Genomic DNA, 20,794 nt, shown 5'->3' on the forward strand with positions numbered 1-20,794 from the left:
ACTTAAAGCGAACGGTTGACTTGAACATCAGTTCATGTCAATGTTTGGACAGCAAAGTGATCCACATCACGCTACCGCGGACCATTCACGAAGATGACATCCACATCTCGTCCATGACGCCTCACGCACACTCCCCAAGGCTTGCTCCCCGAGCAGAACCCCCCTTTAGAGAAACGGTTAAAGACAATGTCCACAACCACCCCTCAGCCCACCCTGGCCACCAGGGAAGCCATCGACTTCTGGCCGGCAACGCCGCTGAGCCCCATGGAAGACAAATGGCAAAGCCTGCGCTGCCGCTTCATCAACGCCAAACCCATCGGCGCCTGGGACGACTTCATCCTCTCCGAATGGGAACTCGAAGCCTGCGCCTGGGAAGACTTCCACCCCCACACCGAAACCAACTTCGTCCTCGCCGGTGAACTCCACATCCACAGCGAAGGCAAAACCGTCATCCTCGGCCCCGGCGACAGCGCACGCGTCAACCCCGGACAAACCGGCCGCTACTGGGCCCCCGTCTACGCCCGCATGGTCACCATCTACGGACCCAACCCCGAAGGACTCGAATCCCACTCCTTCCGCTACGAAACCCTCAACACCAAGTAACTCCCTACTCACTCACCACAACCATTAACAGGAGAACACCATGGAAACCACCCTCGTAGGCACCCTCACCAAAGCCGGCGCCATCCACAAAGTCGAAAACGGCTACCTCGGACTACCCTCAATGAACCTCCCCGGCAGCGAAGCCGCCATCGGCGACTCCCTCCACAACCCCGAAGGCACCGTCATGAGCGCCGGCTTCTTCGAACTCAAAGCCTCCGAACCCGTCGTCTACACCTACACCTACGACGAAATGAAAGTCGTCATCAAAGGCCACTTCATCCTCACCGACCAAACCACCGGCGAAACCACCCACGCCAAAGAACGCGACGTCCTCTTCTTCCCCAAAGGCACCACCGTCAAATTCGAAACCCCCGACTACGGCCTCGGCTTCTTCACCGGCGACCGCACCTTCGCACCCTAAGACCCACCATGCACCCCGGCGTCAAAGAGGACTGCTGCCGTCCCACGCCTGGTCGCTGCCCTGGCATTGACGGCGACTCCCAGCTTCGCAATCTGTGACCCAAGAAGAAGATCCACTAGAAAAGGAGAAAGTAATGACACTACGAGTCGGAATCATTGGTGCAGGCCCCAGCGGCATGGCACAACTGCGGGCGTTCGAATCGGCACGTCAAAAGGGCGCCGCCATCCCCGAGATCCTGTGTTTTGAAAAGCAGGACGACTGGGGTGGCCAATGGAACAGCAGCTGGCGAATGGGCCTGGACGCACACGGCGAGCCCGTCCACACCAGCATGTACCGCCACCTGTGGTCCAACGGCCCAAAGGAATGCCTGGAGTTCTCGGACTACTCCTTTGACGAGCACTTCGGCCGCCCCATTTCCTCCTTCCCCTCCCGCGAGGTCCTCTTCGACTACATCAAGGGGCGTGTGGAAAAGTCCGATGTCCGCAAGTACGTCCAGTTCAACACCGTTGCCCGCCATGTCAGCTACGACGAGGACACGGCGGAGTTCACGCTGACGGTCGAGGACCTCAAGACTGGCACCACGAAGACCCACATTTTCGACAAGCTCGTTGTCTCCACCGGCCACTTCTCCGTCCCGTCGGTCCCCGAGTTCAAGGGCATCAAGACCTTCCCGGGCGAGGTCCTGCACGCCCACGATTTCCGCGGCGCCGAGCGCTTTGACGGCAAGCACCTGCTCATGATCGGCAGCAGCTACTCCGCGGAGGACATTGGCATGCAGGCCCACAAGATGGGCGCCGCATCCATCACCTTTAGCTACCGCACGGCCCCGATGGGTTACAAATGGCCGGAGAACACGCAGGAGCGTCCGCTCGTCACCGACTTCCAGGGCCGCACCGCGCACTTTAGCGACGGCACCCAGGGCGAGTTCGACGTCGTCGTGCTTTGCACGGGTTACCAGCACAAGTACCCGTTCCTGCCGAGCGAACTCTCGCTCAAATCCCCCAACGTGCTGTATCCGGCGAACCTCTACAAGGGCGTGGTGTGGCAGCAAAACACCAACCTGTTCTACCTTGGCGCGCAGGACCAGTACTACACCTTCAACATGTTTGACGCCCAGGCCTGGTTCGCCCGCGACGTCATGACCGGCGTCATTTCGCTGCCGTCGCTGGCGGCGCGAGAAGCCGACATCCAGGTGTGGCTGGACCGCCTCGCCGCACTGCCGGACCACAACGCGGAGGCCGATTTCCAGTCGGACTACCTGCGGGAGCTCATTGACGCCACGGACTACCCGCCCTTTGACCTGGACGCCGTCTCCCAGCTGTTCAAGGACTGGATGGGCCACAAGGAAAGGGACATCCTGGGGTACCGCGACATGGTCCATCGCTCGGTGGTCACCGGCACCATGGCGACCAAACACCACACCCGCTGGCTCAACGCCATGGATGACTCCATGGAGCGCTACTTGAACGGCCCCTCGCAAGACCTGGACGCCGACACGCGTGTTCCGTCGCCGTGGGCGCCAGCTAGCTCAAGGCAACACCAGCACGAATCCAGTTAGGAAAACGAGACGCCCCCAACCGGGAACATTTCCCCATCCAGTAAGCCTGGATCGGTGATGGTCATCGGCGTCTTTGAAAATCATCGCCGGCATTCTGATAATCCTGCGGCCGCGTTTCGTGGCCTGCCAGATGCGGGAGCCGGAAGGGTACGCACCCTCCGGCTCCCGCAGATTCCGGCGTGACGATCTTCTTTTACCGGGCTCTTCTCACCCCGCAACCACGCAGTGGTGACCCATTGCCAATGACAGAAGACACGCAGAGGCCCACCAGTATCGCCGGGATTTTCTCCCGGACACCGCGGCGGAGTTAGCCCCCGGGCGATATTTGTTGGGAATTCAACGCACTTCTCGGAACCGCCGAGGTTCAGCACTACTCCAACGCATTGAAAGTGGGCACACCGTGAGCACAATCCAAGAGCAATACAGAGAAGACCTCGCCACCAGGCTGGCCGAATGGCAATCCGGCACACTGGAAACCCCCTACAGGTTCGCCGACATGGGAACCCTGCTTGCCATCACCGTCGCGTTTCCCGTTATCGCCCTGATAATCGGGTGGTTCCTGTGAGCCAGACCAAGGACGAAGTCTCGACATCGGGAACCGAAGGATCGCTTCCCCTGCTGGGGCGTGAGCGGAACTGGAGCTCCAGGGCCTTGTTCTTCAGTTCCTCCCAGACCGCCGTGGCCACATGGTGTTTCATCATCGGCGGATATGTGTCCTTCTATCTGCCGGCCATGCAGGGCTCGATCGTGATGATCGCGTCCATGATGGCGGGAATGTTCCTGGTGTACCTGGCCACGGTGCCGATGGCGACGCGGTATGGGCTGGAGGCCGTGCGCTCAACCCGGCCGGTTTTTGGCACCCGGGGTTCCCTCTTCGCAGTGGCCCTCACCTTTCTCTTCACCGTCGGGTGGGGCACGACCCTGATGATCTTCAGTGGCAAGTCCGCCGCCTTGCTGCTGGTCTCCCTTGGCGTGGTCAGCGAGGGCAACGGGGCAATTGCCGAAACCTTGAGCAGCCTGGCCTGCCTTGCGGTGGTTTGGGGCTTGATCAGCCGCGGTCCCGGCATCCTTCGCCGGATCGGCGTGATCGTTGCGTGTTCGGTGCTTGTGCTGGGGGTCATGGTCATCGTCGTGATCGTTTCCAAGGTCGGCCTGGGCGCCCTCCTCGACGCCAAGCCGAGCGCCGCCAGCGGCAACAAGCTTTTGGATTACACGACGGCGGTGGAGCTCATGCTTGCCACGGCCCTGTCCTGGTGGCCGTTTATCGGTGGCATGACGCGGTTCGCCAAGAGTACGAAGAAGTCCGTGCGGCCGGTAACGCTGGGGCTCGGCCTCTCGCTCTCGGTGATCTGTCTCATTGGCCTGTACACCGGGCTGGCCTTCCCCGATTCCGGCGGAAACCCGCTCCCCGGGCTGCTGAAGATCGGCGGCGTCTGGGTGGCTCTGCCGGCCTTCGCGTTCATCATCGTCGCGAACATTGGCACGACGATGGTTGGCACGTACACGGCGGCGCTCTCCCTCAAGCAGCAGCCCTCCATCGACGCCCGGCTTAGCTGGCGGGGGGCCACGACGGCGGCGGTACTGACTGCTGCGGTCCTGATCGTTTTCCTGGCGGAGCCCTTCTATGACAACTTCGGGGCGTTCCTCACGCTATCGGGCGTGGTCTTCGGTCCGCTGTGTGGGCTGCAAATCGTTGACTACTTCATCATCAGGAAGCAACGCCTGGACCTGGACGGCCTGTACATGGACGGTCCGGGGACCGCGTACTGGTATTGGAAGGGCATCAATGTGGCCGGCTTTGCCAGCATGGCCCTCGGCGTCGTGGTCTACCTGCTGATCCTCGACCCGATCACCTTTGCCTCCTCTCCGCTGTTTGCCTTCACGACCGCTTCGCTGCCGGCAACGCTGTCCACGGGCGTCGTCTACCTGCTCCTTGCCCAGTTTCAACCCAAGGTATTTGGGCCGCGCAGCCTGCCGCGCGATACCCGGGATGCGCTGACCAAGGGCTGAGCGCAGCGAGCGGTTCCCGGGCACGAAGACCCCTGCGGCTTCTTGAACGGCACCCGTCACGGGGAAGGATGGCCGCGCCACACCGGCCATCCTTCCCCCGTGCCGTGGTGGGCACTGCCCGCAAAACAGCCCAGTCCCTTACGCACTGAGGTTGTGACGAGTTTTCAACAAAGATGACACGAACAGTTGACTTGAACAATTGTTCGTGTCATTCTTTTGTCAGCAAAGTGATCCACATCACGCTACCGCGGACCATTCACGAAGATGACATCCACATCTCGTCCATGACGCCTCACACACTCCCCCAAGGCTTGCTCCCCGAGCAGAACCCCCCTTTAGAGAAACGGTTAAAGACAATGTCCACAACCACCCCTCAGCCCACCCTGGCCACCAGGGAAGCCATCGACTTCTGGCCGGCAACGCCGCTGAGCCCCATGGAAGACAAATGGCAAAGCCTGCGCTGCCGCTTCATCAACGCCAAACCCATCGGCGCCTGGGACGACTTCATCCTCTCCGAATGGGAACTCGAAGCCTGCGCCTGGGAAGACTTCCACCCCCACACCGAAACCAACTTCGTCCTCGCCGGTGAACTCCACATCCACAGCGAAGGCAAAACCGTCATCCTCGGCCCCGGCGACAGCGCACGCGTCAACCCCGGACAAACCGGCCGCTACTGGGCCCCCGTCTACGCCCGCATGGTCACCATCTACGGACCCAACCCCGAAGGACTCGAATCCCACTCCTTCCGCTACGAAACCCTCAACAAGGAACAAGAAGGCTAAAGACCCGCACTCGGCAGAAATAACTGATGGCGAAAACGAAAGGAAAAACAGTGACTGGAAATACAGCCACCATCTCCGCCCAACTTATCCGCGACGCAGCGAACATTTCGGAGCTGGACGATTGGGGCCCCTGCCCCGAAGCGACCGGAGCTCAGATGGACACTCGCGGCCGCTACCTCTGGAAGGACCAGAACGGTACCGACTCCGGCATCTGGGAATGCACCGCGGGACCTTCCCGCTGGGTCCTTGAAACCAACGAGTTCGTACATGTTCTCTCCGGATCAATGACCGTCACGGCGGACGGCGAGGAACCCAAGTTGGTCGGCCCCGGTGACACCCTCTTCATCCCCCGCGGCTGGAGCGGCAACTGGGAGATCCACGAGACGCTGCGCAAACTCTACGTAATCTTCTAAGCACCTCAAAAACCCCGCCTGCCAGCAATACGCAGCCAACCATGCGCATCCCCGGCCAGGCAAATAACCCTCTTCTCACTCACCACAACCATTAACAGGAGAACACCATGGAAACCACCCTCGTAGGCACCCTCACCAAAGCCGGCGCCATCCACAAAGTCGAAAACGGCTACCTCGGACTACCCTCAATGAACCTCCCCGGCAGCGAAGCCGCCATCGGCGACTCCCTCCACAACCCCGAAGGCACCGTCATGAGCGCCGGCTTCTTCGAACTCAAAGCCTCCGAACCCGTCGTCTACACCTACACCTACGACGAAATGAAAGTCGTCATCAAAGGCCACTTCATCCTCACCGACCAAACCACCGGCGAAACCACCCACGCCAAAGAACGCGACGTCCTCTTCTTCCCCAAAGGCACCACCGTCAAATTCGAAACCCCCGACTACGGCCTCGGCTTCTTCACCGGCGACCGCACCTTCGCACCCTAAAGTGCAATAGCATCCATCCTCCGCATCCGCGCCGTCACTGGCGAAAGGGGCGGCGGAAGCGCCGGGAGCGGAGCTTGCGGATTGGCTCCGGACCCGGAAGTTGGAGGTCCCGGTACTTCAAGGAGCACCTTTGAAGTGCCGGGACCTCCCCCATGACCGGCCGGGAAAATGCCGTGGGCACCACCCTGCCGCACCTTGGTTCAAGCAGCAACAACGAAGAATTCAATGAGCAATTCAACGAGGAATTGGAGTTGGACCCGTGAGCATCACCAGCATCGACAAGGATTCTGAGCAGAAACCCGCCAAACCCCTGGGATACACCGGACCCAGGGTCAACTGGCGTGTCTTCCTCATCGCCTCAGCCATCATCATCGCCTTCTCCCTCTGGGCGATACTGGTGCCCGGCAATGCAGAGGGCACCATGGAAACGGTGACGGCCTGGGTGGCACAGAACGTTGGCTGGTTCTACGTCCTCACCGTCACCGTCGTGATCGTCTTTGTGCTGTGGGTGGCACTGTCGAAGGAGGGCTCGGTCCGGATGGGTCCGGACCATTCCCGCCCGCAATACAAACTCTTCACCTGGGTGGCCATGCTGTTTGCCTCCGGCGTGGGAATCGACATGCTGTTCTACTCCGTCACCGGCCCCATCACCCAGTACATGAGGCCGCCGGAGGGGAAGGGCCAGACGGCGGCAGCAGCCCAAGACGCCGTGGTGTGGACAATGTTCCACTACGGGGTGGCCGGCTGGGCCATGTACGCGCTCCTTGGCATGGCCATGGGCTACTTCGCCTACCGATGGGGCACGCCGCTGTCGATCCGGGCAGTCCTGTACCCGTTGCTCGGCAAGCGGGTCAAGGGCGGCCTCGGCGACGCAATCGACGTCGTCACCCTGGTGGGCACCGTTTTCGGCGTGGCCACGGCCATGGGGATTGGCGTGGTCCTGCTGGATGTCGGTTTCTCCATCATCTTTGGACTGGAGCAGGGCCTTGCCCTGCAGATCGCCCTGGTGATTGTCGCCGTCGTACTGACCATTGCGGCATGCACGTCCGGCGTTGACAAGGGGATCCGCTGGGTCGCGGAGCTGAACATCTGGGTAGCCGCCGCCTTGCTGCTGTACATCCTGGTGACCGGCCAGACATCGTTCCTGCTCAATGCCTTGATTGAGAACATCGGCCAGTTTGCCGTCACCTTGCCCGGCCGCACGCTGCAGACGTTCGCCTACGATCCGGGCGGATCGCAATGGATGGCCGGCTGGACGCTGTTCTTCTGGGCCTTCTGGCTTGCCTGGGGCCCGTTCGTGGGCTTGTTCCTGGCCCGGATCTCGCGCGGCCGGACGCTGCGCGAGTTCGTCATCGCCGCGATCACCGCCCCCGTCCTGTGCGACTTTTTGATGGTGAGCATCTTCGGCAACAGCGCAATCCACGAGGTCCTGGCCGGCAACACGAAGTTTGCCGAACTGGCCATGAACAGCCCGGAAAAAGGGTGGTACGCGCTGCTCCAGATGTTCCCCGGGGCACCCCTCCTGATTGGCCTGGGCACGTTGTCGGGCATGTTGTTCTATCTAACGAGTGCAAACTCCGGCGCCATGATGATGTCCAACTTCTCCTCCACCATCAAGGATCCTTCGCAGGACGGGGCCAAGTGGCTGCGCATCTTCTGGGCCGTGCTGACCGCGCTGCTCACCATCGCAATGCTGGTGGCCGGTGGGGTAACCACCATGGAGCACGCCACACTGATCTTTGCCCTGCCGGTGACGATCATCGCCTGGCTGGTGATGGCCTCCTTCGCGAAGGCGCTGCGGATGGAGCGGGCCCACCGCGAGGGCCGGGCGCTGCTTCGGCAGGCGAGGCCGGCGCACGGCGGCATGGCACCCGAACGCACCTGGCACCACCGGCTGGCCGGGATGCGCTCCTTCCCGTCGAAGGCCCAGATCACCGAGTTCATGGAAAACACGGTTCAGCCGGCACTCGAAGACGTCCTCGGGGAGTTCACCAAGCAGGGCTACCGGGCCGCCCTGGATATTGCCCCGAACGAACACACGGGCATTTCCAGCTACGGGCTGTCGGTCGCCATTGCGGACCATCGGGACTTCCTCTACCAGGTCCAGGCCGTGGAAGCTCCCGTGCCGAGATTCGGCGGGCGCACGTCCCACGAATCAGGTCTCTACTATCGCGCGGAAGTCTTCTCGCAGACCGGCTCGGAGGGTTACGACCTGATGGATGCAACGCACCAGCAAATGATCGACGACGTCCTGGCCCGCTACGAGTCCCACCTTGGCTTCCTCAGTTACTCGAGCGAGCACGACTATGCGTCCGTACTCACCCCGCCGGTGGAAGCCGGAAAGGACGACGAGCGATAGGCCGCACTCCTGCATAAAGGATCCGCCCACCCGGCAGGCCGGACCAGGCCTGCCGGGTCAGGATGGCCGTCCACGCGCCCACGAAACGTGCTTTTTATGACTGACACAATAGTCTTGCTGTATGGCAGTGTCCCTGCCGAGCCCAACCGGGGAGACTGGAGAGTGAGCAATGCGGATTTCCGCTGAAGATCGAAAAGAACAATTGATTGCGGCGACAGTTGAGCTCATGCGTCGCGAGGGCGTTCAGTCGGTAACCATTCGGGCAATAGCCAAGGAGGCGAATGCCCCCTTGGCCACGGCGCATTATTGCTTTGGCAATAAGGAAGAGCTCATGGACGCGGCCGCGGAGGCCTGGTTCAAGAACCTGAGCCGTTTTTCCGATGACGTGGCGGTGGATTTGGGACTCCGCATGGCGGTGGAACAAGTGGCCGAAGGGTACTGGCGCGCCCTGGAGGAAGAACCGGCGAGCATTCTTTCCGAAATCGAACTTATTCTGTGGGCAACACGCAATGCCGCCGTCAGCCCATTGGCCGGAAAGATTTACCCAGCCTATGAAGTAAACCTGGGGAATATCTTCTCCACCGCGGCAAAAAACAAGGGCGAGGAATGCCTCATAAGCTTCAATACCCTCGTTAGGTCATTCCTGATGATCTTCGACGGTGCGGCCATTCAATGCATGACCGCCCCCGAAGCGTCCGATCACCGCGACCATTTCTTCATGATGATTGACGCCCTCCTGCTCAAGGCCGGCGTCTAGGGCTCCAACAGGGCACGGGGCCACAAAAAAACCTTCACCACGGGCTTGACGTGACATGGATTACAACGCATGCTAGATCATATACGATTTCGTACTTGATGATGCGAAGCGTCACCATGCCAGTCCCCACCCCAGGAGTGATCCGTGGAACAAGTCACCGCAGCAACCGTCAAGCAGGCCGGCAAGGTCATCGCCGTCCACGTGGCGTACCGGTCGCGGGCCGACCAGCGCGGGCGGACGCCGGCCAAGCCGTCCTACTTCCTGAAGGCGTCGTCGTCGTTGAGCCTGGGCGGATCCGACATTGAGCGCCCGGCCGGCTGCGAACTGCTGGCCTATGAGGGCGAGGTCGCGCTGGTCATCGGCACGGCGGCCCGCCGGGTCAGCCCTGAAAATGCCTGGACCCATGTGGGGCAGGTGACGGCTGCCAACGACTTCGGCGTCTACGACCTCAAGTACGCCGACAAAGGCTCCAACGTCCGCTCCAAATCCGGCGACGGCTTCACCCCGTTCGGTCCCGGACTCATCCCCGCGGCCGGCCTGGACCCGGCGACGCTGCGGGTGCGGACCTGGGTCAACGGCGAGCTGGTCCAGGAGGACACCACGGCCGGGCTGCTCTTCCCGTTCAGCCAGATCATCGCCGACCTCTCCCAGCTGATGACCCTTGAGCCGGGCGACGTCATCCTCACCGGCACCCCGGCGGGCTCCTCGGTGGCCGTCCCGGGCGACGTCGTCGAGGTGGAGGTCGACTCCCTTGACGCCGGGTTGGGCACGGGCCGGCTGCGCACCGCCGTCGTGCAGGGCACCGCCGCATTCGCCGACTACGGCAACGGACCAAAGACCACCGATGCCGACCGCGAGGACGCCTGGGGCTCCGCCGAGGCCGCCGGCCTGGCGCCGAAGGGCCTGGGCGCCGAGCTCAAGCGCAAGCTGACAAGCGTCGGCACGGCCACCCTCAGCGCGCAGCTGCGCCAGCGCGGCTTGAACAACGTCAGCATCGACGGGCTGAAATCCACCCGCCCCGAAGTACGGATTGCCGGCACCGCCCGGACCCTGCGCTACGTGCCCAACCGCGAGGACCTGTTCAAGACGCACGGCGGCGGCTACAACGCCCAAAAGCGCATCATCGATACCCTCAACGACGGCGACGTGCTGGTCATGGAGGCCCGCGGCGAGGCCGGCACCGGCACGGTGGGCGACATCCTGGCGCTGCGCGCACAGATCAACGGCGCCGCGGCCATCGTCACCGACGGCGGTGTCCGCGACGTGGCGGCCGTGGCCGCCCTCGACATGCCCACCTTCTTCACCGGCGCCCACCCCGCCGTGCTGGGCCGCCGGCACATCCCGTGGGACACCGACCTGACCATCTCCTGCGGCGGCGCCACCGTCCAGCCCGGCGACATCATTGTCGGCGACGCGGACGGACTGCTGGTGATCCCGCCGTCGTTGGCGGAGGAAGTGGCCGACGCCGCGATCGCGCAGGAGCACGAGGAGACGTTCATCGCCGAAATGGTCAGCCGGGGCCACGGCGTGGAGGGCCTGTACCCGATGAACGCGGCCTGGAGGGCGAAATTCGCCGAGTGGGCCGCAAGCCACCCGAACCCGGCGGCCCGGCCGTGAACGCCGCGGCAGGCGGCACCCCGGCAGGCGGCGATGAGGCCGCAGGCAGCAAGTCTGAGCGCGCGTACTCGGCCATCAAGAACAAGATCCTTGGCGGCGAGTACTCCCCCGGCTACCGGCTGGTCCTGGCCAAGCTGGCCGAGGACCTCGGTTTCAGCGTGGTGCCGGTCCGCGAGGCGATCCGCCGGCTCGAGGCCGAAAGCTTCGTGACGTTTGAGCGCAACGTCGGCGCCACCGTGGCCGGCATCGAGCCCACCGAGTACCTCTACACGATGCAGACCCTGGCCATCGTGGAGGGCGCCGCCACCGCGCTGTCCGCCCCCCTGATCACACCGGCGGACATCGCCCGGGCCCGGGCCGTCAACGCCCAGATGCGTGACTGCCTGGAGCATTTTGACCCCGTGCGCTTCACGGCGCTGAACCTGGATTTCCACAGCGTCCTGTTTGAAAACTGCCCCAATCCGCACATCCTGGACCTGGTGCACCGCGGGTGGAACCGGCTCCAGGCGCTGCGCAACTCCACCTTCAGCTACGTCCCCGGCCGGGCCCGCGAATCCGTCACCGAACATGAGGCGTTGCTGGCGCTGCTGGAAAGCGGCGCTTCGGCTGACGCTATTGAACATGCCGCCCGCGCCCACCGCACCGCCACCCTTGACGCCTATCTGGCACACAGCTCCCCCGACCGGGCCGCCACCCTGGCCCGGACCTACTAAACGTCGCTCCCTCCACACTTCCTCACCAATGATGCAAAGGAACCCACCCATGGCTGAGCACTACCTCCCCGAAAACCTTCCCACCCACATCCGGCACTACATCGACGGTGCGTTTGTCGACTCCGTCGGCGGCGAAACCTTCGACGTGCTGGACCCGGTATCCAACAGCAACTACGCCACCGCTGCCGCCGGACAAAAGGCCGACATTGATTTGGCCGTGGCCGCCGCGACCAAGGCGTTCAAGGACGGTCCCTGGCCGCGGATGAAGCCCCGCGAACGCGCCCGGGTGTTGAACAAGATCGCCGACGCCGTCGAGGCCCAGGAGGCCCGGCTCGCCGAGTTGGAAACCTTCGATTCCGGCCTGCCCATCACCCAGGCCCGCGGCCAGGCGCTGCGTGCCGCGGAGAACTTCCGCTTCTTCGCGGACTTGATCGTGGCCCAGTTCGACGACGCCATGAAGGTCCCCGGATCCCAGATCAACTACGTCAACCGCAAGCCGATCGGCGTTGCAGGGCTCATCACCCCCTGGAACACGCCGTTCATGCTGGAATCCTGGAAGCTGGCCCCCGCCCTGGCCTCTGGCTGCACCGTGGTGCTCAAGCCGGCCGAGTTCACCCCCCTCTCCGCCTCGCTGTGGGCCACCATCTTTGAGGAGGCCGGCCTGCCGCACGGCGTGTTCAACCTGGTCAACGGCCTGGGCGAGGACGCCGGCGACGCCCTGGTCAAGCACCCGGACGTGCCGTTGATCTCCTTCACCGGCGAAACCACCACGGGCCAGACCATCTTCCGCAACGCCGCCACCAACCTCAAGGGCCTGTCCATGGAGCTGGGCGGCAAGAGCCCCTGCGTGGTCTTTGCCGACGCCGACCTCGACGCCGCGATCGACTCCGCCCTGTTCGGCGTCTTCTCGCTCAACGGCGAGCGCTGCACGGCCGGATCCCGGATCCTGGTGGAGCGCAGCATCTACGATGAATTCTGCGAGAAGTACGCCGCCCGGGCCCGGAACATCGTGGTGGGCGACCCCCATGACCCCAAGACCGAGGTGGGCGCGCTGGTCCACCCGGAGCACTACGCCAAGGTCATGAGCTACGTGGAGATCGGCAAGTCCGAGGGCCGGCTGCTGGCCGGCGGCGGGCGCCCCGAGGGCCTGGACACCGGCAACTACGTCTCCCCCACCGTCTTTGCCGACGTCGCCCCCGAGGCGCGCATCTTCCAGGAGGAGATCTTCGGCCCGGTCGTGGCAATTACCCCGTTTGAGAACGACGACGAGGCGCTGGCTTTGGCGAACGGCGTCAAGTACGGCCTGGCCGCCTACATCTGGACGCAAAACCTGACCCGCGCCCACAACTTCTCCCAGAACGTGGAGGCCGGCATGGTCTGGCTCAATTCCCACAACGTCCGGGACCTGCGTACCCCGTTCGGCGGCGTCAAGGCCTCGGGCCTGGGCCACGAGGGCGGCTTCCGCTCGATCGACTTCTACACGGACCAGCAGGCAGTGCACATCACCCTGGGCACGGTCCACACCCCCAAATTCGGCGCCTCCGCCGCCAACTGACCACCCCACTCAAAGAGGAGTACCCCCATGACCGACTTCATCCCCACCCCCTCCGTGCCCGCCCCGGACATCGTGCGCTGCGCCTACATGGAGCTGGTGGTCACCGATCTGGCCAAGTCCCGCGAATTCTATGTGGGCGTGCTGGGCCTGCATGTGACCGAGGAAGACGAAAACACCATCTACCTGCGCTCCCTGGAGGAGTTCATCCACCACAACCTGGTGCTGCGCCAGGGCCCGGTTGCCGCCGTCGCCGTCGCCGCGTTCCGGGTCAAGTCCCCCGCCGAGGTGGACGCCGCCGAGGCGTACTACAAGGAACTGGGCTGCCGCACCGAGCGCCGCAAGGACGGTTTCGTCAAGGGCATCGGCGACGCCGTCCGGGTGGAGGACCCGCTGGGCTTCCCCTACGAGTTCTTCTACGAAACCACCCACGTGGAGCGGCTCACCCAGCGCTACGACCTCTACACGGCCGGCGAACTGGTCCGCCTGGACCACTTCAACCAGGTCACCCCGGACGTCCCCAAGGGACGCAAGTACCTCGAAGACCTGGGCTTCCGGGTCTCCGAGGACATCAAGGACTCCGACGGCGTCACCTACGCCGCCTGGATGCACCGCAAGCAGACCGTCCACGACACCGCCCTGACCGGCGGCGACGGCCCCCGCATGCACCACGTTGCCTTCGCCACGCACGAGAAGCACAACATCATCCAGATCTGCGACAAGATGGGCGCCCTGCGCATCTCGGACCGGATCGAACGCGGCCCCGGCCGGCACGGCGTCTCCAACGCCTTCTACCTGTACATCCTTGACCCGGACGACCACCGCGTGGAAATCTACACGCAGGACTACTACACCGGCGACCCGGACAACCCGACCGTCACCTGGGACGTCCACGACAACCAGCGCCGCGACTGGTGGGGGAACCCCGTAGTCCCGTCCTGGTACTCCGAGGCCTCCCTCGTCCTGGACCTGGACGGCAACCCCCAGCCCGTCATCAAACGCACCGATGCCTCCGAAATGGCCGTCACCGTGGGCGCCGACGGCTTCTCCTACACCCGCGAACCGGGCGAGGAGCGCGGCTTCAAAATGGGCAACCAGCTCTAGTGCGAATGCCTTCGCCGGCGCGCAGACCGCCGTCGCCGGTGGGGCATTTACCCGCCGCCCGCTTCGCGGGTGCCCGAAGCCACTCCCGCGGGCAAAATGCCCCACCGGCTCCCGGCGGTTGCAGCGCCGGCTCTTGGCATTCGAAACTAAGTAGGAGACACCATGCTTGATGATGACACCATTGCCCGGATTGCCGACGAGCTTGTGGAGGCCGGGAGGAGCCGCGTGCCGGTGCCTCGGCTGACGGCGCGGTACCCGGAGATGACGGTGGAGGATTCCTACCGGGTGCAGAGCCTGTGGCGGCAGCGCGGCGAGGCGGCCGGGCGGGTGCTGGGCGGGCACAAGATCGGCCTGACGTCCAAGGCGATGCAATATGCCACGGGCATCACGGAGCCGGATTACGGGATCATCTTCAAGGACATGATCCTGGAGAACGGCGCCGTGGTGGAGTGGAAGCAGTATTCGCACCCGCGCATCGAGGTGGAGCTGGCGTTCCTGTTGAAGGAGGACGTCGGCGGCCCGGATGCCACCATCTTCGACGTGCTGCGAGCCACCGAGTATGTGGTGCCGGCCCTGGAGATCCTGGATTCAAGGATCGAGATGGAGGGCCGGACCATCGTGGACACGATCTCCGACAACGCCGCCATGGGTGCCATGGTGGTGGGCGGGACACCGGTGCGGCCCGACGACGTCGACCTGCGCTGGGTGGCCGCCATCTTGTACAAGAACCAGGCGGTGGAGGAGACCGGGGTGGCAGCGGGGGTACTGAACCACCCGGCGTCGGGCGTGGCCTGGCTGGCCAACAAGATCGCCCCGCACGGGGACACCCTCAAGGCCGGCGAGCTCATCCTGGCCGGCTCCTTCACCCGGCCCATGTGGGTCAACCCCGGGGACACGGTCTTTGCCGACTACGGAAAGCTGGGCAGCATCACATGCCGTTTCGAATAGCACCCGACCCGTCCTTCAAGGACGATTTGGCCGCCGCGACCCGCCCCTTGGCCGGCATGTGGGTGTGTTCGGCCAGCCCGCTCGTGGCAGAGATCTGCGCCGGGGCCGGGCTGGACTGGCTGTTGATCGACGCCGAGCACAGCCCCAACGGACTTGAAGGCATCCTGGCGCAATTGCAGGCGGTGCGGGGCTACCCGGTCACCGCCGTAGTCCGCCCGCCCGTGAACGATCCCGTGGTGATCAAGCAGTACCTTGACCTTGGCGTGCAGTCGCTGCTGATCCCCATGGTCCACACGGCCGACGACGCCGCGGCCGCCGTTGCCGCCGCCCACTACCCGCCGCTGGGCATCCGGGGCGTGGGCTCGGCGCTGGCGCGCTCGGCACGGTGGAACCGGATTCCCGACTACCTCCTGCGGGCCTCGGAGACCATCACGGTGGTGGTGCAGATTGAATCCGTGGAGGCCGTGGCGAATGCCGCCGCCATTGCGGGCACGGACGGGATCGACGCCGTTTTTGTGGGGCCGTCGGATCTGGCCGCGTCCATGGGTCTGCTGGGGCAGCAGGACCACCCGGACGTGGTGGCCGCCGTCGAGGGCGTCATCAAGTTGGTCAAGGCGGCCGGCAAGCCGGTGGGCGTCAACGCCTTCGCCGAAGCCACCGCGCGGCGTTACCTGGCATCCGGCGTCGACTTCATCCTGGTGGGCGCCGACGTCGCCCTCCTTGCGCGCGGCAGCGAGGCCCTGGCTGCAAAGTACATCCCGCAGGAGCCGGTGGCTGGGCCGGCCAAGACCCCGTCGAGCTACTGAAGGCTGGATGCCCGGGTGGCGGCGTGGCATGATCGTGCCATGGGCGAAATTCTCATCAGGCGATTGGTCCCGGGCGACGAGGCCCTGGCCGGGGTCATGTTTGCCATGATGTCGGCGGTGTTCAAGGAGGCCGGCGAGCCCGTCTCCGACGAGTACCTCACGGGGCTGCTCGGCCGGGAATCATTTTGGGCCGTTGCGGCCCTTGATGGCGCCGACGTCATCGGCGGACTCACCGCCCACACGCTGCCGATGACGCGCACGGCGTCGTCGGAGGTGCTGATCTACGACCTTGCCGTCCGTGAGGATCACCAACGGCAGGGCGTCGCCACCCTGCTGGTGCAGCAACTCCGCACGGCCGCCGCACTCCAGGGGATCAGCGAAGTGTTTGTCCCGGCCGATGATGAGGACACGGGCGCGCTCGACTTCTATCGGGCCCAGGGAGCCGCCGCTTCCCCCGTCACGATCTTCACCTTCACCGAATAGGCAACCAATTTCGTCCCGCAGGACCCTGCATCGGAATCAGCCCGTTGGGCCGTTCAGCCGGGCCAGCAGGTAACGCCGCTCGGCGTCGTTCCCGGTGAGGATCAACGCCTCCTCGAACGCGAGCCGGGCATCGTCGTGGCGGCCCATCCGGGCCAGGAAGTCCGCGCGTGCGGCGGCAAGGTACGGGTAGCGGGCCAGTTGCGGCTCCGCCCCTAGCGCATCCAGCTCCGCCAAACCTTCCTCATAGCCCACCGCAAAGCCGACGGCGATGGCCCGGTTGAGCTTGACCACAGGGGAAGACCACGTCTCGGCGAGTAGCTCGTAGAGGCCCAGGATCTCCTGCCAGTCGGTGTCGGACCAGGAGGCACTCTCGTCGTGGACCGCCGCGATGGCCGCCATAAGGGCGAAGCGGCCCGGCGGCCGCCGGCCCAGCGCCTCTCGCAGCAGCGCCACCCCTTCCGCGATGGCCGGGCGGTCCCATTGTGACCGGTCCTGGTCCTCCAGCAACACCAGCCCGCCGTGCCCGTCAAGCCGCGCATCCTTGCGCGCGTCGGTGAGCAGCACCAGCGCAAGCAGCCCGGCGACGTCGCGGTTGCCCGGCAGCAGGACGCGGAGCATCCTCGCCAGCTCATGGCCGCGTTCGGCGAGGTCCCGTCGCATCAGCTCCGCCCCGGAGGGGGCGGTGTGCCCGGTCGTGAACACCAGGAACACGACGGACAGCACGCAGTCCACGCGCTCGCGCAACTCCTCGCCCTCGGGAACCCGGTAGGGGATGTGCGCGGCGGCGATCTTCTTCTTGGCCCGGGTGATCCGCGCCGCCATGGTCGCTTCCGTGACCAGAAAGGCCCGGGCAATGTCCGCCGTCGAGAGCCCGCACAGGAGCCGCAGCGTCAGGGCCACCTGCGCGTCCTGCGCCAGGGCGGGGTGGCAGCAGGTGAAGATCAGGCGCAAGCGGTCGTCGGGAATCTCGGCCGTGTCCGCGCCGGGATCCTCGTAGTGGTTGCCGTCCGGGTCCAGGAGTTTGGGCAGTGCCCGCCGTGCCGTCGCGGCCCGCCGGAGCATATCCAGCGCCCGACGCCGGGCAGCCACGGTCAGCCATGCCCCCGGATTCGCCGGAATGCCGCGCGTTCCCCAGGTGGCCAAGGCGCCGGCGTAGGCGTCCTGGACGGCCTCTTCCGCCGCATCAATGTCACCGGCGACCCGCACGGTGGCCGCCAGCACGAACGCCCACTCCAGGCGGTGCGCTTCCGCAACCGCCGCAGCCACCTCCGAGCCGGCGGCCGGAGCCATCAGCTGGCCACCCGCACGGGACGGATCTCGACCCCGATGCCGGCGGGAACGTCCTTGGCAATCGCGAGGGCCTCATCCAGGTCGGCGGCCTCGATGAGGTGGTAGCCGGCGAGCACCTCCTTCGACTCGGCGAAGGGGCCGTCGGTCACGGAGTGCCCGCCGGCCCCATCTGGCCGGACGGTGGTGGCCGTCTCCGCCGGTTCCAGTGCGGCCCCGTTGAGCAGATGGGCCCCGCGGCGCTGCATGAACGCGAGGTACTCGTCGCTGACGCCCTCCCCCGCGGCTTCGCCGGCCACCACGTCCTCCTGGAAGATCATCATTAGGTACTTTGGCACGTCGTACTCCCTCTGCCTGAACGCCGATTTGGGCTGCTGCTGCGATTTTCAGTGGGCCGGCGCATTGGCGTAGGAGGCGACGAACCAGTTCCCATCCTCTCGAACCAGCACCCACGTGGCAATGACCTCGCGGCCGGCGGGGAGTTCGGACTCTCCCGCCATGAGGATGCCGGCCTTGCTGGCCACGATCGCCGTGCCGTTCCCCAAAACGCGGATGCCCATCGGCTCATCGACCGCACGCGAACCCTTCAGCGGCCCCCGGAAGCCGGCCGCCATGGACGCGCGGATCTCCTCCTTGTTGCGGTGGTACACGCCGGGCATGACCACCGTGGCATCGTCCCGATACGACGCCACGAAGGCATCCGCATCATTGTCCGCCCAGGCAGCGTAGATCTCCTCGAAGAGGGCCTCGATCTGCTCGACGGCCTCGGTGGGTGCGTCGGGGAGCTGGTTCTTCACCATGTGTTTTCCTTTTTTCGCTATCGAACGGCCCGTTTCTTTCGGGGCCACACTCATACGACGCGCACAGGGAGCGCGGATCGACAACGTTGGCAAACATTTAATGAGAATTGCCTTCCTGGGTCCGGCGTCGGCCCTGGCAGGGAAACCTGTGGGTCCCTGGCTAGCGTTGTGCGTCTGCCGCCATGCCCAGGGCACGTTTTGCTTCACCCGGTCCGGCGGGGCCGCGCCTACCGGCACGGGTTGCCCCGATGCCTGCGGCAATCACCAGCACGACGCCGGCAAGCGCCGCCGGTCGCGGCACCTGGTCCAGGATTGCGAGCCCCACGGCCAGGGCAATGGCCGGTTCAAGGCACATCAGCGTGCCGAATGCCGCGGTAGTCAGCCGGCGCAGCGCAAGCATCTCCAAGCTGAACGGGATGACCGGCAACAGCAGCGCCAACGCCAAACCGATCAACACCAACTGCCAGTCCATCCGGCCCAGCACTGAAGGACCCACGACCAGCGTGGCCGCCAGCGCAGCAACCGGCAGGGAAATCGCCAGGGCTCCAATGCCTTCCACGGCGTCCCCGGCACGCTGGGTCAGGAGCACATAGGCTGCCCAGCAGGCCGCGGCCATGAGGGCAAAGAGCACTCCGGCCGGCTCCACCCCTCCGCTCCACGGTTCGGTCAGGCAAAGCACGCCGGCCGCCGCGACCACGGCCCACCAGCGAGCCGCTCCCTTGCCCTGCACCACGGCGACCGTCAAGGGACCCATGAATTCCAAGGCGCTGGCGGTGCCCAGCGGGATGGTGGCGATCGCCAACATGAAGCCGAGCGTCATCCCCGCCGTGGAAAGGCCCAGCAGCACGCAAATGCCGAGCGTGCCGCGGCTGTAGCGAATCCGCCACGGGCGGGCGATGGCCACGATAATGACAGCAGCCCCGGCCAGGCGCAACCAGGCCACACCCTCCGAACCCAGCCGGCCGGTCAGCCCCACCGAGACAGCAAGCCCCAGCTGCACGCAGCTCATGGCCGCAAACGCCATGAGCGTGCCCATGCCGGGGGAATTCCTGCGTGCTGTTGTCGAGATCATTCCTCCAGTAGACAGCGATGCATCCATTCGTGTCCACGTGACAATATTCAACATATTGTTTATAAATCCTGCACAATGGAGGCCATGGAGACCCGACGCCTGCACTACCTGCTCGAACTTTCCCGACTTGGCTCCATGCGCGCCGTGGCGGAGAGCATGGGCACCACCACCTCCACGGTTTCCCAGCAAATCGCGCAGCTCGCCAAGGAATCCGGCGCCCAACTGTTGGAACCGGACGGGCGCGGCGTGCGGCTTACCCCGGCCGGGCGCCGGCTGGCACAGCATGCGGAGGTCATCCTCGCCGCCGTCGACGCGGCCCGGCTGGACCTGGACCCGGGGTCGGAACCCTCGGGCACCTTGCGGGTGGCGGGCTTTGCCAGCGCGATTCGCCTCACCCTGATGCCCATCATCCGAGAACTGGCCGATCTCCATCCCCGGGTGCGGATCGTGGTGTTCGAGCACGAACCGGCCGAGGCACTCAAGCAACTGGTCGCGGACGACGTCGACCTTGCCCTGAGCTACGACTACAACCTCGCGCCCGATCAGCTCGGCAGCGGCCTGGAGACCCTGCCGCTCTGGAGCACGGAATGGGGGTTGGGCGTGCCTGGTGCCGCCGCCGAACGGCTCGCCGGGCAGCCCGGGCCCCGCGACGCCGCCGCCGTGTTCGCCGCGTTCCAGGAACAGGACTGGATTGGAAATTCCCGCAACGGGGCCGATGAGACGGTGCTGCGCATCATTGGCTCCATGGCCGGGTTCGCCCCGGCCCTGCGCCACCAGGCCGACAGCCTGGATTTGGTGGAGGACCTGATCCTTGCGGGACTGGGCGTGGGGCTTCTCCCCGTGGACCGCCCACCCAGGGACGGCATTGCCATCCTGCCACTGCGCAATCCCGAGGTACGACTGCGCTCCTACGCCCACTGCCGCAGCGGTCGCAGCGCCTGGCCGGCCCTGGCGCTCGTGCTCGAGCGGCTCCGCCAAGCCTGACAAGCAGGGTTGGCCGGCAGGGCCGGCCGGAACGGTT

22 protein-coding genes are annotated in these 20,794 nt (G+C 65.0%); 18 read left to right on the plus strand and 4 right to left on the minus strand.

The window, feature by feature from the left end:
- The first annotated feature begins 186 nt into the window (after positions 1-186).
- The 17 genes from AL755_RS14115 to AL755_RS14190 all read left to right on the plus strand — a co-directional run bounded on the left by AL755_RS14115 (position 187) and on the right by AL755_RS14190 (position 16,614).
- Positions 187-603: a cupin domain-containing protein gene (locus AL755_RS14115; protein ID WP_237762486.1), complete on the plus strand. Its 417-nt coding sequence runs from the start codon at positions 187-189 to the stop codon at positions 601-603.
- 40 nt (positions 604-643) lie between these two features.
- Positions 644-1,024 (plus strand): cupin domain-containing protein, encoded by a 381-nt coding sequence (locus AL755_RS14120; RefSeq protein ID WP_054011554.1) that lies wholly within the window; start codon positions 644-646, stop codon positions 1,022-1,024.
- A gap of 133 nt (positions 1,025-1,157) precedes the next feature.
- Positions 1,158-2,582 (plus strand): NAD(P)-binding domain-containing protein, encoded by a 1,425-nt coding sequence (locus AL755_RS14125; RefSeq protein WP_054011560.1) that lies wholly within the window; start codon positions 1,158-1,160, stop codon positions 2,580-2,582.
- A gap of 400 nt (positions 2,583-2,982) precedes the next feature.
- The gene (locus AL755_RS23525; RefSeq protein ID WP_160318914.1) at positions 2,983-3,147 is read left to right on the plus strand and encodes a hypothetical protein; all 165 of its coding nucleotides are present in this window, start codon (positions 2,983-2,985) and stop codon (positions 3,145-3,147) included.
- On the plus strand, positions 3,144-4,592 hold the full coding sequence (locus tag AL755_RS14130; RefSeq protein ID WP_160318915.1) for a purine-cytosine permease family protein: 1,449 nt from the start codon (positions 3,144-3,146) through the stop codon (positions 4,590-4,592). Before AL755_RS23525 ends, AL755_RS14130 begins: the two co-directional genes overlap by 4 nt.
- Positions 4,593-4,948: 356 nt before the next feature.
- A complete protein-coding gene (locus tag AL755_RS14135) occupies positions 4,949-5,374 on the plus strand; it encodes a cupin domain-containing protein (RefSeq protein ID WP_237762487.1) in 426 nt (141 codons plus the stop codon).
- 50 nt (positions 5,375-5,424) lie between these two features.
- Entirely contained in the window at positions 5,425-5,787 is a 363-nt protein-coding gene (locus AL755_RS14140; protein ID WP_202813514.1) for a cupin domain-containing protein, read from the plus strand.
- Positions 5,788-5,894: 107 nt separating this feature from the next.
- Positions 5,895-6,275 (plus strand): cupin domain-containing protein, encoded by a 381-nt coding sequence (locus AL755_RS14145; RefSeq protein ID WP_054011554.1) that lies wholly within the window; start codon positions 5,895-5,897, stop codon positions 6,273-6,275.
- A 265-nt stretch (positions 6,276-6,540) separates the two neighbouring features.
- Positions 6,541-8,634 (plus strand): choline BCCT transporter BetT, encoded by a 2,094-nt coding sequence (betT, locus tag AL755_RS14150; RefSeq protein ID WP_054013070.1) that lies wholly within the window; start codon positions 6,541-6,543, stop codon positions 8,632-8,634.
- 169 nt (positions 8,635-8,803) lie between these two features.
- The gene (locus AL755_RS14155) at positions 8,804-9,391 is read left to right on the plus strand and encodes a TetR/AcrR family transcriptional regulator (RefSeq protein ID WP_082369318.1); all 588 of its coding nucleotides are present in this window, start codon (positions 8,804-8,806) and stop codon (positions 9,389-9,391) included.
- Between the two features lie 144 nt (positions 9,392-9,535).
- Positions 9,536-11,008, plus strand: a complete 1,473-nt coding sequence (locus AL755_RS14160; protein WP_054011563.1) for a fumarylacetoacetate hydrolase family protein — start codon at positions 9,536-9,538, stop codon at positions 11,006-11,008.
- Positions 11,005-11,721 (plus strand): GntR family transcriptional regulator, encoded by a 717-nt coding sequence (locus tag AL755_RS14165; protein ID WP_054013072.1) that lies wholly within the window; start codon positions 11,005-11,007, stop codon positions 11,719-11,721. Before AL755_RS14160 ends, AL755_RS14165 begins: the two co-directional genes overlap by 4 nt.
- Before the next feature lie 49 nt (positions 11,722-11,770).
- Positions 11,771-13,276, plus strand: coding sequence for a 5-carboxymethyl-2-hydroxymuconate semialdehyde dehydrogenase (hpaE, locus tag AL755_RS14170; protein ID WP_107503861.1), 1,506 nt, complete (start codon positions 11,771-11,773; stop codon positions 13,274-13,276).
- Between the two features lie 27 nt (positions 13,277-13,303).
- Entirely contained in the window at positions 13,304-14,377 is a 1,074-nt protein-coding gene (gene hpaD / locus AL755_RS14175; protein ID WP_054011564.1) for a 3,4-dihydroxyphenylacetate 2,3-dioxygenase, read from the plus strand.
- Between the two features lie 162 nt (positions 14,378-14,539).
- Positions 14,540-15,325: a 2-oxo-hept-4-ene-1,7-dioate hydratase gene (hpaH, locus tag AL755_RS14180; RefSeq protein ID WP_054011565.1), complete on the plus strand. Its 786-nt coding sequence runs from the start codon at positions 14,540-14,542 to the stop codon at positions 15,323-15,325.
- Complete coding sequence (locus tag AL755_RS14185) at positions 15,310-16,131, plus strand: aldolase/citrate lyase family protein (RefSeq protein WP_192841617.1); 822 nt, start codon at positions 15,310-15,312, stop codon at positions 16,129-16,131. The genes hpaH and AL755_RS14185 overlap by 16 nt, the downstream gene beginning before the upstream one ends.
- Before the next feature lie 39 nt (positions 16,132-16,170).
- A complete protein-coding gene (locus AL755_RS14190) occupies positions 16,171-16,614 on the plus strand; it encodes a GNAT family N-acetyltransferase (RefSeq protein WP_054011566.1) in 444 nt (147 codons plus the stop codon).
- Between the two features lie 36 nt (positions 16,615-16,650).
- Here the strand turns inward: AL755_RS14190 and AL755_RS14195 are convergent, their stop codons facing one another.
- The 4 genes from AL755_RS14195 to AL755_RS14210 all read right to left on the minus strand — a co-directional run bounded on the left by AL755_RS14195 (position 16,651) and on the right by AL755_RS14210 (position 19,773).
- On the minus strand, positions 16,651-17,904 hold the full coding sequence (locus AL755_RS14195) for an RNA polymerase sigma factor (RefSeq protein WP_054011567.1): 1,254 nt from the start codon (positions 17,902-17,904) through the stop codon (positions 16,651-16,653).
- Complete coding sequence (locus tag AL755_RS14200; RefSeq protein WP_054011568.1) at positions 17,904-18,239, minus strand: YciI family protein; 336 nt, start codon at positions 18,237-18,239, stop codon at positions 17,904-17,906. The genes AL755_RS14195 and AL755_RS14200 overlap by 1 nt, the downstream gene beginning before the upstream one ends.
- 48 nt (positions 18,240-18,287) lie before the next feature.
- Complete coding sequence (locus tag AL755_RS14205; RefSeq protein ID WP_054011569.1) at positions 18,288-18,701, minus strand: SgcJ/EcaC family oxidoreductase; 414 nt, start codon at positions 18,699-18,701, stop codon at positions 18,288-18,290.
- A 160-nt stretch (positions 18,702-18,861) separates the two neighbouring features.
- Positions 18,862-19,773, minus strand: a complete 912-nt coding sequence (locus AL755_RS14210) for an EamA family transporter (protein WP_054011570.1) — start codon at positions 19,771-19,773, stop codon at positions 18,862-18,864.
- An 84-nt stretch (positions 19,774-19,857) separates the two neighbouring features.
- Between AL755_RS14210 and AL755_RS14215 the strand changes: the two genes are divergently transcribed.
- The gene (locus tag AL755_RS14215; RefSeq protein WP_054011571.1) at positions 19,858-20,757 is read left to right on the plus strand and encodes a LysR family transcriptional regulator; all 900 of its coding nucleotides are present in this window, start codon (positions 19,858-19,860) and stop codon (positions 20,755-20,757) included.
- Positions 20,758-20,794 lie beyond the last annotated feature (37 nt).

Origin of the sequence: Arthrobacter sp. ERGS1:01 (genome assembly GCF_001281315.1) — a bacterium.
In the GTDB taxonomy this organism is placed as follows: domain Bacteria; phylum Actinomycetota; class Actinomycetes; order Actinomycetales; family Micrococcaceae; genus Specibacter.

Bases quoted from the DNA above. Each gene is read 5' to 3' on its own strand.
- AL755_RS14115 (WP_237762486.1), top strand. From the start codon at position 187: ATGTCCACAACCACCCCTCAGCCCACCCTGGCCACCAGGGAAGCCATC.
- AL755_RS14120 (WP_054011554.1), top strand. From the start codon at position 644: ATGGAAACCACCCTCGTAGGCACCCTCACCAAAGCCGGCGCCATCCAC.
- AL755_RS14125 (WP_054011560.1), top strand. From the start codon at position 1,158: ATGACACTACGAGTCGGAATCATTGGTGCAGGCCCCAGCGGCATGGCA.
- AL755_RS14135 (WP_237762487.1), top strand. From the start codon at position 4,949: ATGTCCACAACCACCCCTCAGCCCACCCTGGCCACCAGGGAAGCCATC.
- AL755_RS14145 (WP_054011554.1), top strand. From the start codon at position 5,895: ATGGAAACCACCCTCGTAGGCACCCTCACCAAAGCCGGCGCCATCCAC.
- AL755_RS14155 (WP_082369318.1), top strand. From the start codon at position 8,804: ATGCGGATTTCCGCTGAAGATCGAAAAGAACAATTGATTGCGGCGACA.
- hpaE (WP_107503861.1), top strand. From the start codon at position 11,771: ATGGCTGAGCACTACCTCCCCGAAAACCTTCCCACCCACATCCGGCAC.
- hpaD (WP_054011564.1), top strand. From the start codon at position 13,304: ATGACCGACTTCATCCCCACCCCCTCCGTGCCCGCCCCGGACATCGTG.
- hpaH (WP_054011565.1), top strand. From the start codon at position 14,540: ATGCTTGATGATGACACCATTGCCCGGATTGCCGACGAGCTTGTGGAG.
- AL755_RS14185 (WP_192841617.1), top strand. From the start codon at position 15,310: ATGCCGTTTCGAATAGCACCCGACCCGTCCTTCAAGGACGATTTGGCC.
- AL755_RS14190 (WP_054011566.1), top strand. From the start codon at position 16,171: ATGGGCGAAATTCTCATCAGGCGATTGGTCCCGGGCGACGAGGCCCTG.
- AL755_RS14195 (WP_054011567.1), bottom strand. From the start codon at position 17,904: ATGGCTCCGGCCGCCGGCTCGGAGGTGGCTGCGGCGGTTGCGGAAGCG.
- AL755_RS14205 (WP_054011569.1), bottom strand. From the start codon at position 18,701: ATGGTGAAGAACCAGCTCCCCGACGCACCCACCGAGGCCGTCGAGCAG.
- AL755_RS14210 (WP_054011570.1), bottom strand. From the start codon at position 19,773: ATGATCTCGACAACAGCACGCAGGAATTCCCCCGGCATGGGCACGCTC.
- AL755_RS14215 (WP_054011571.1), top strand. From the start codon at position 19,858: ATGGAGACCCGACGCCTGCACTACCTGCTCGAACTTTCCCGACTTGGC.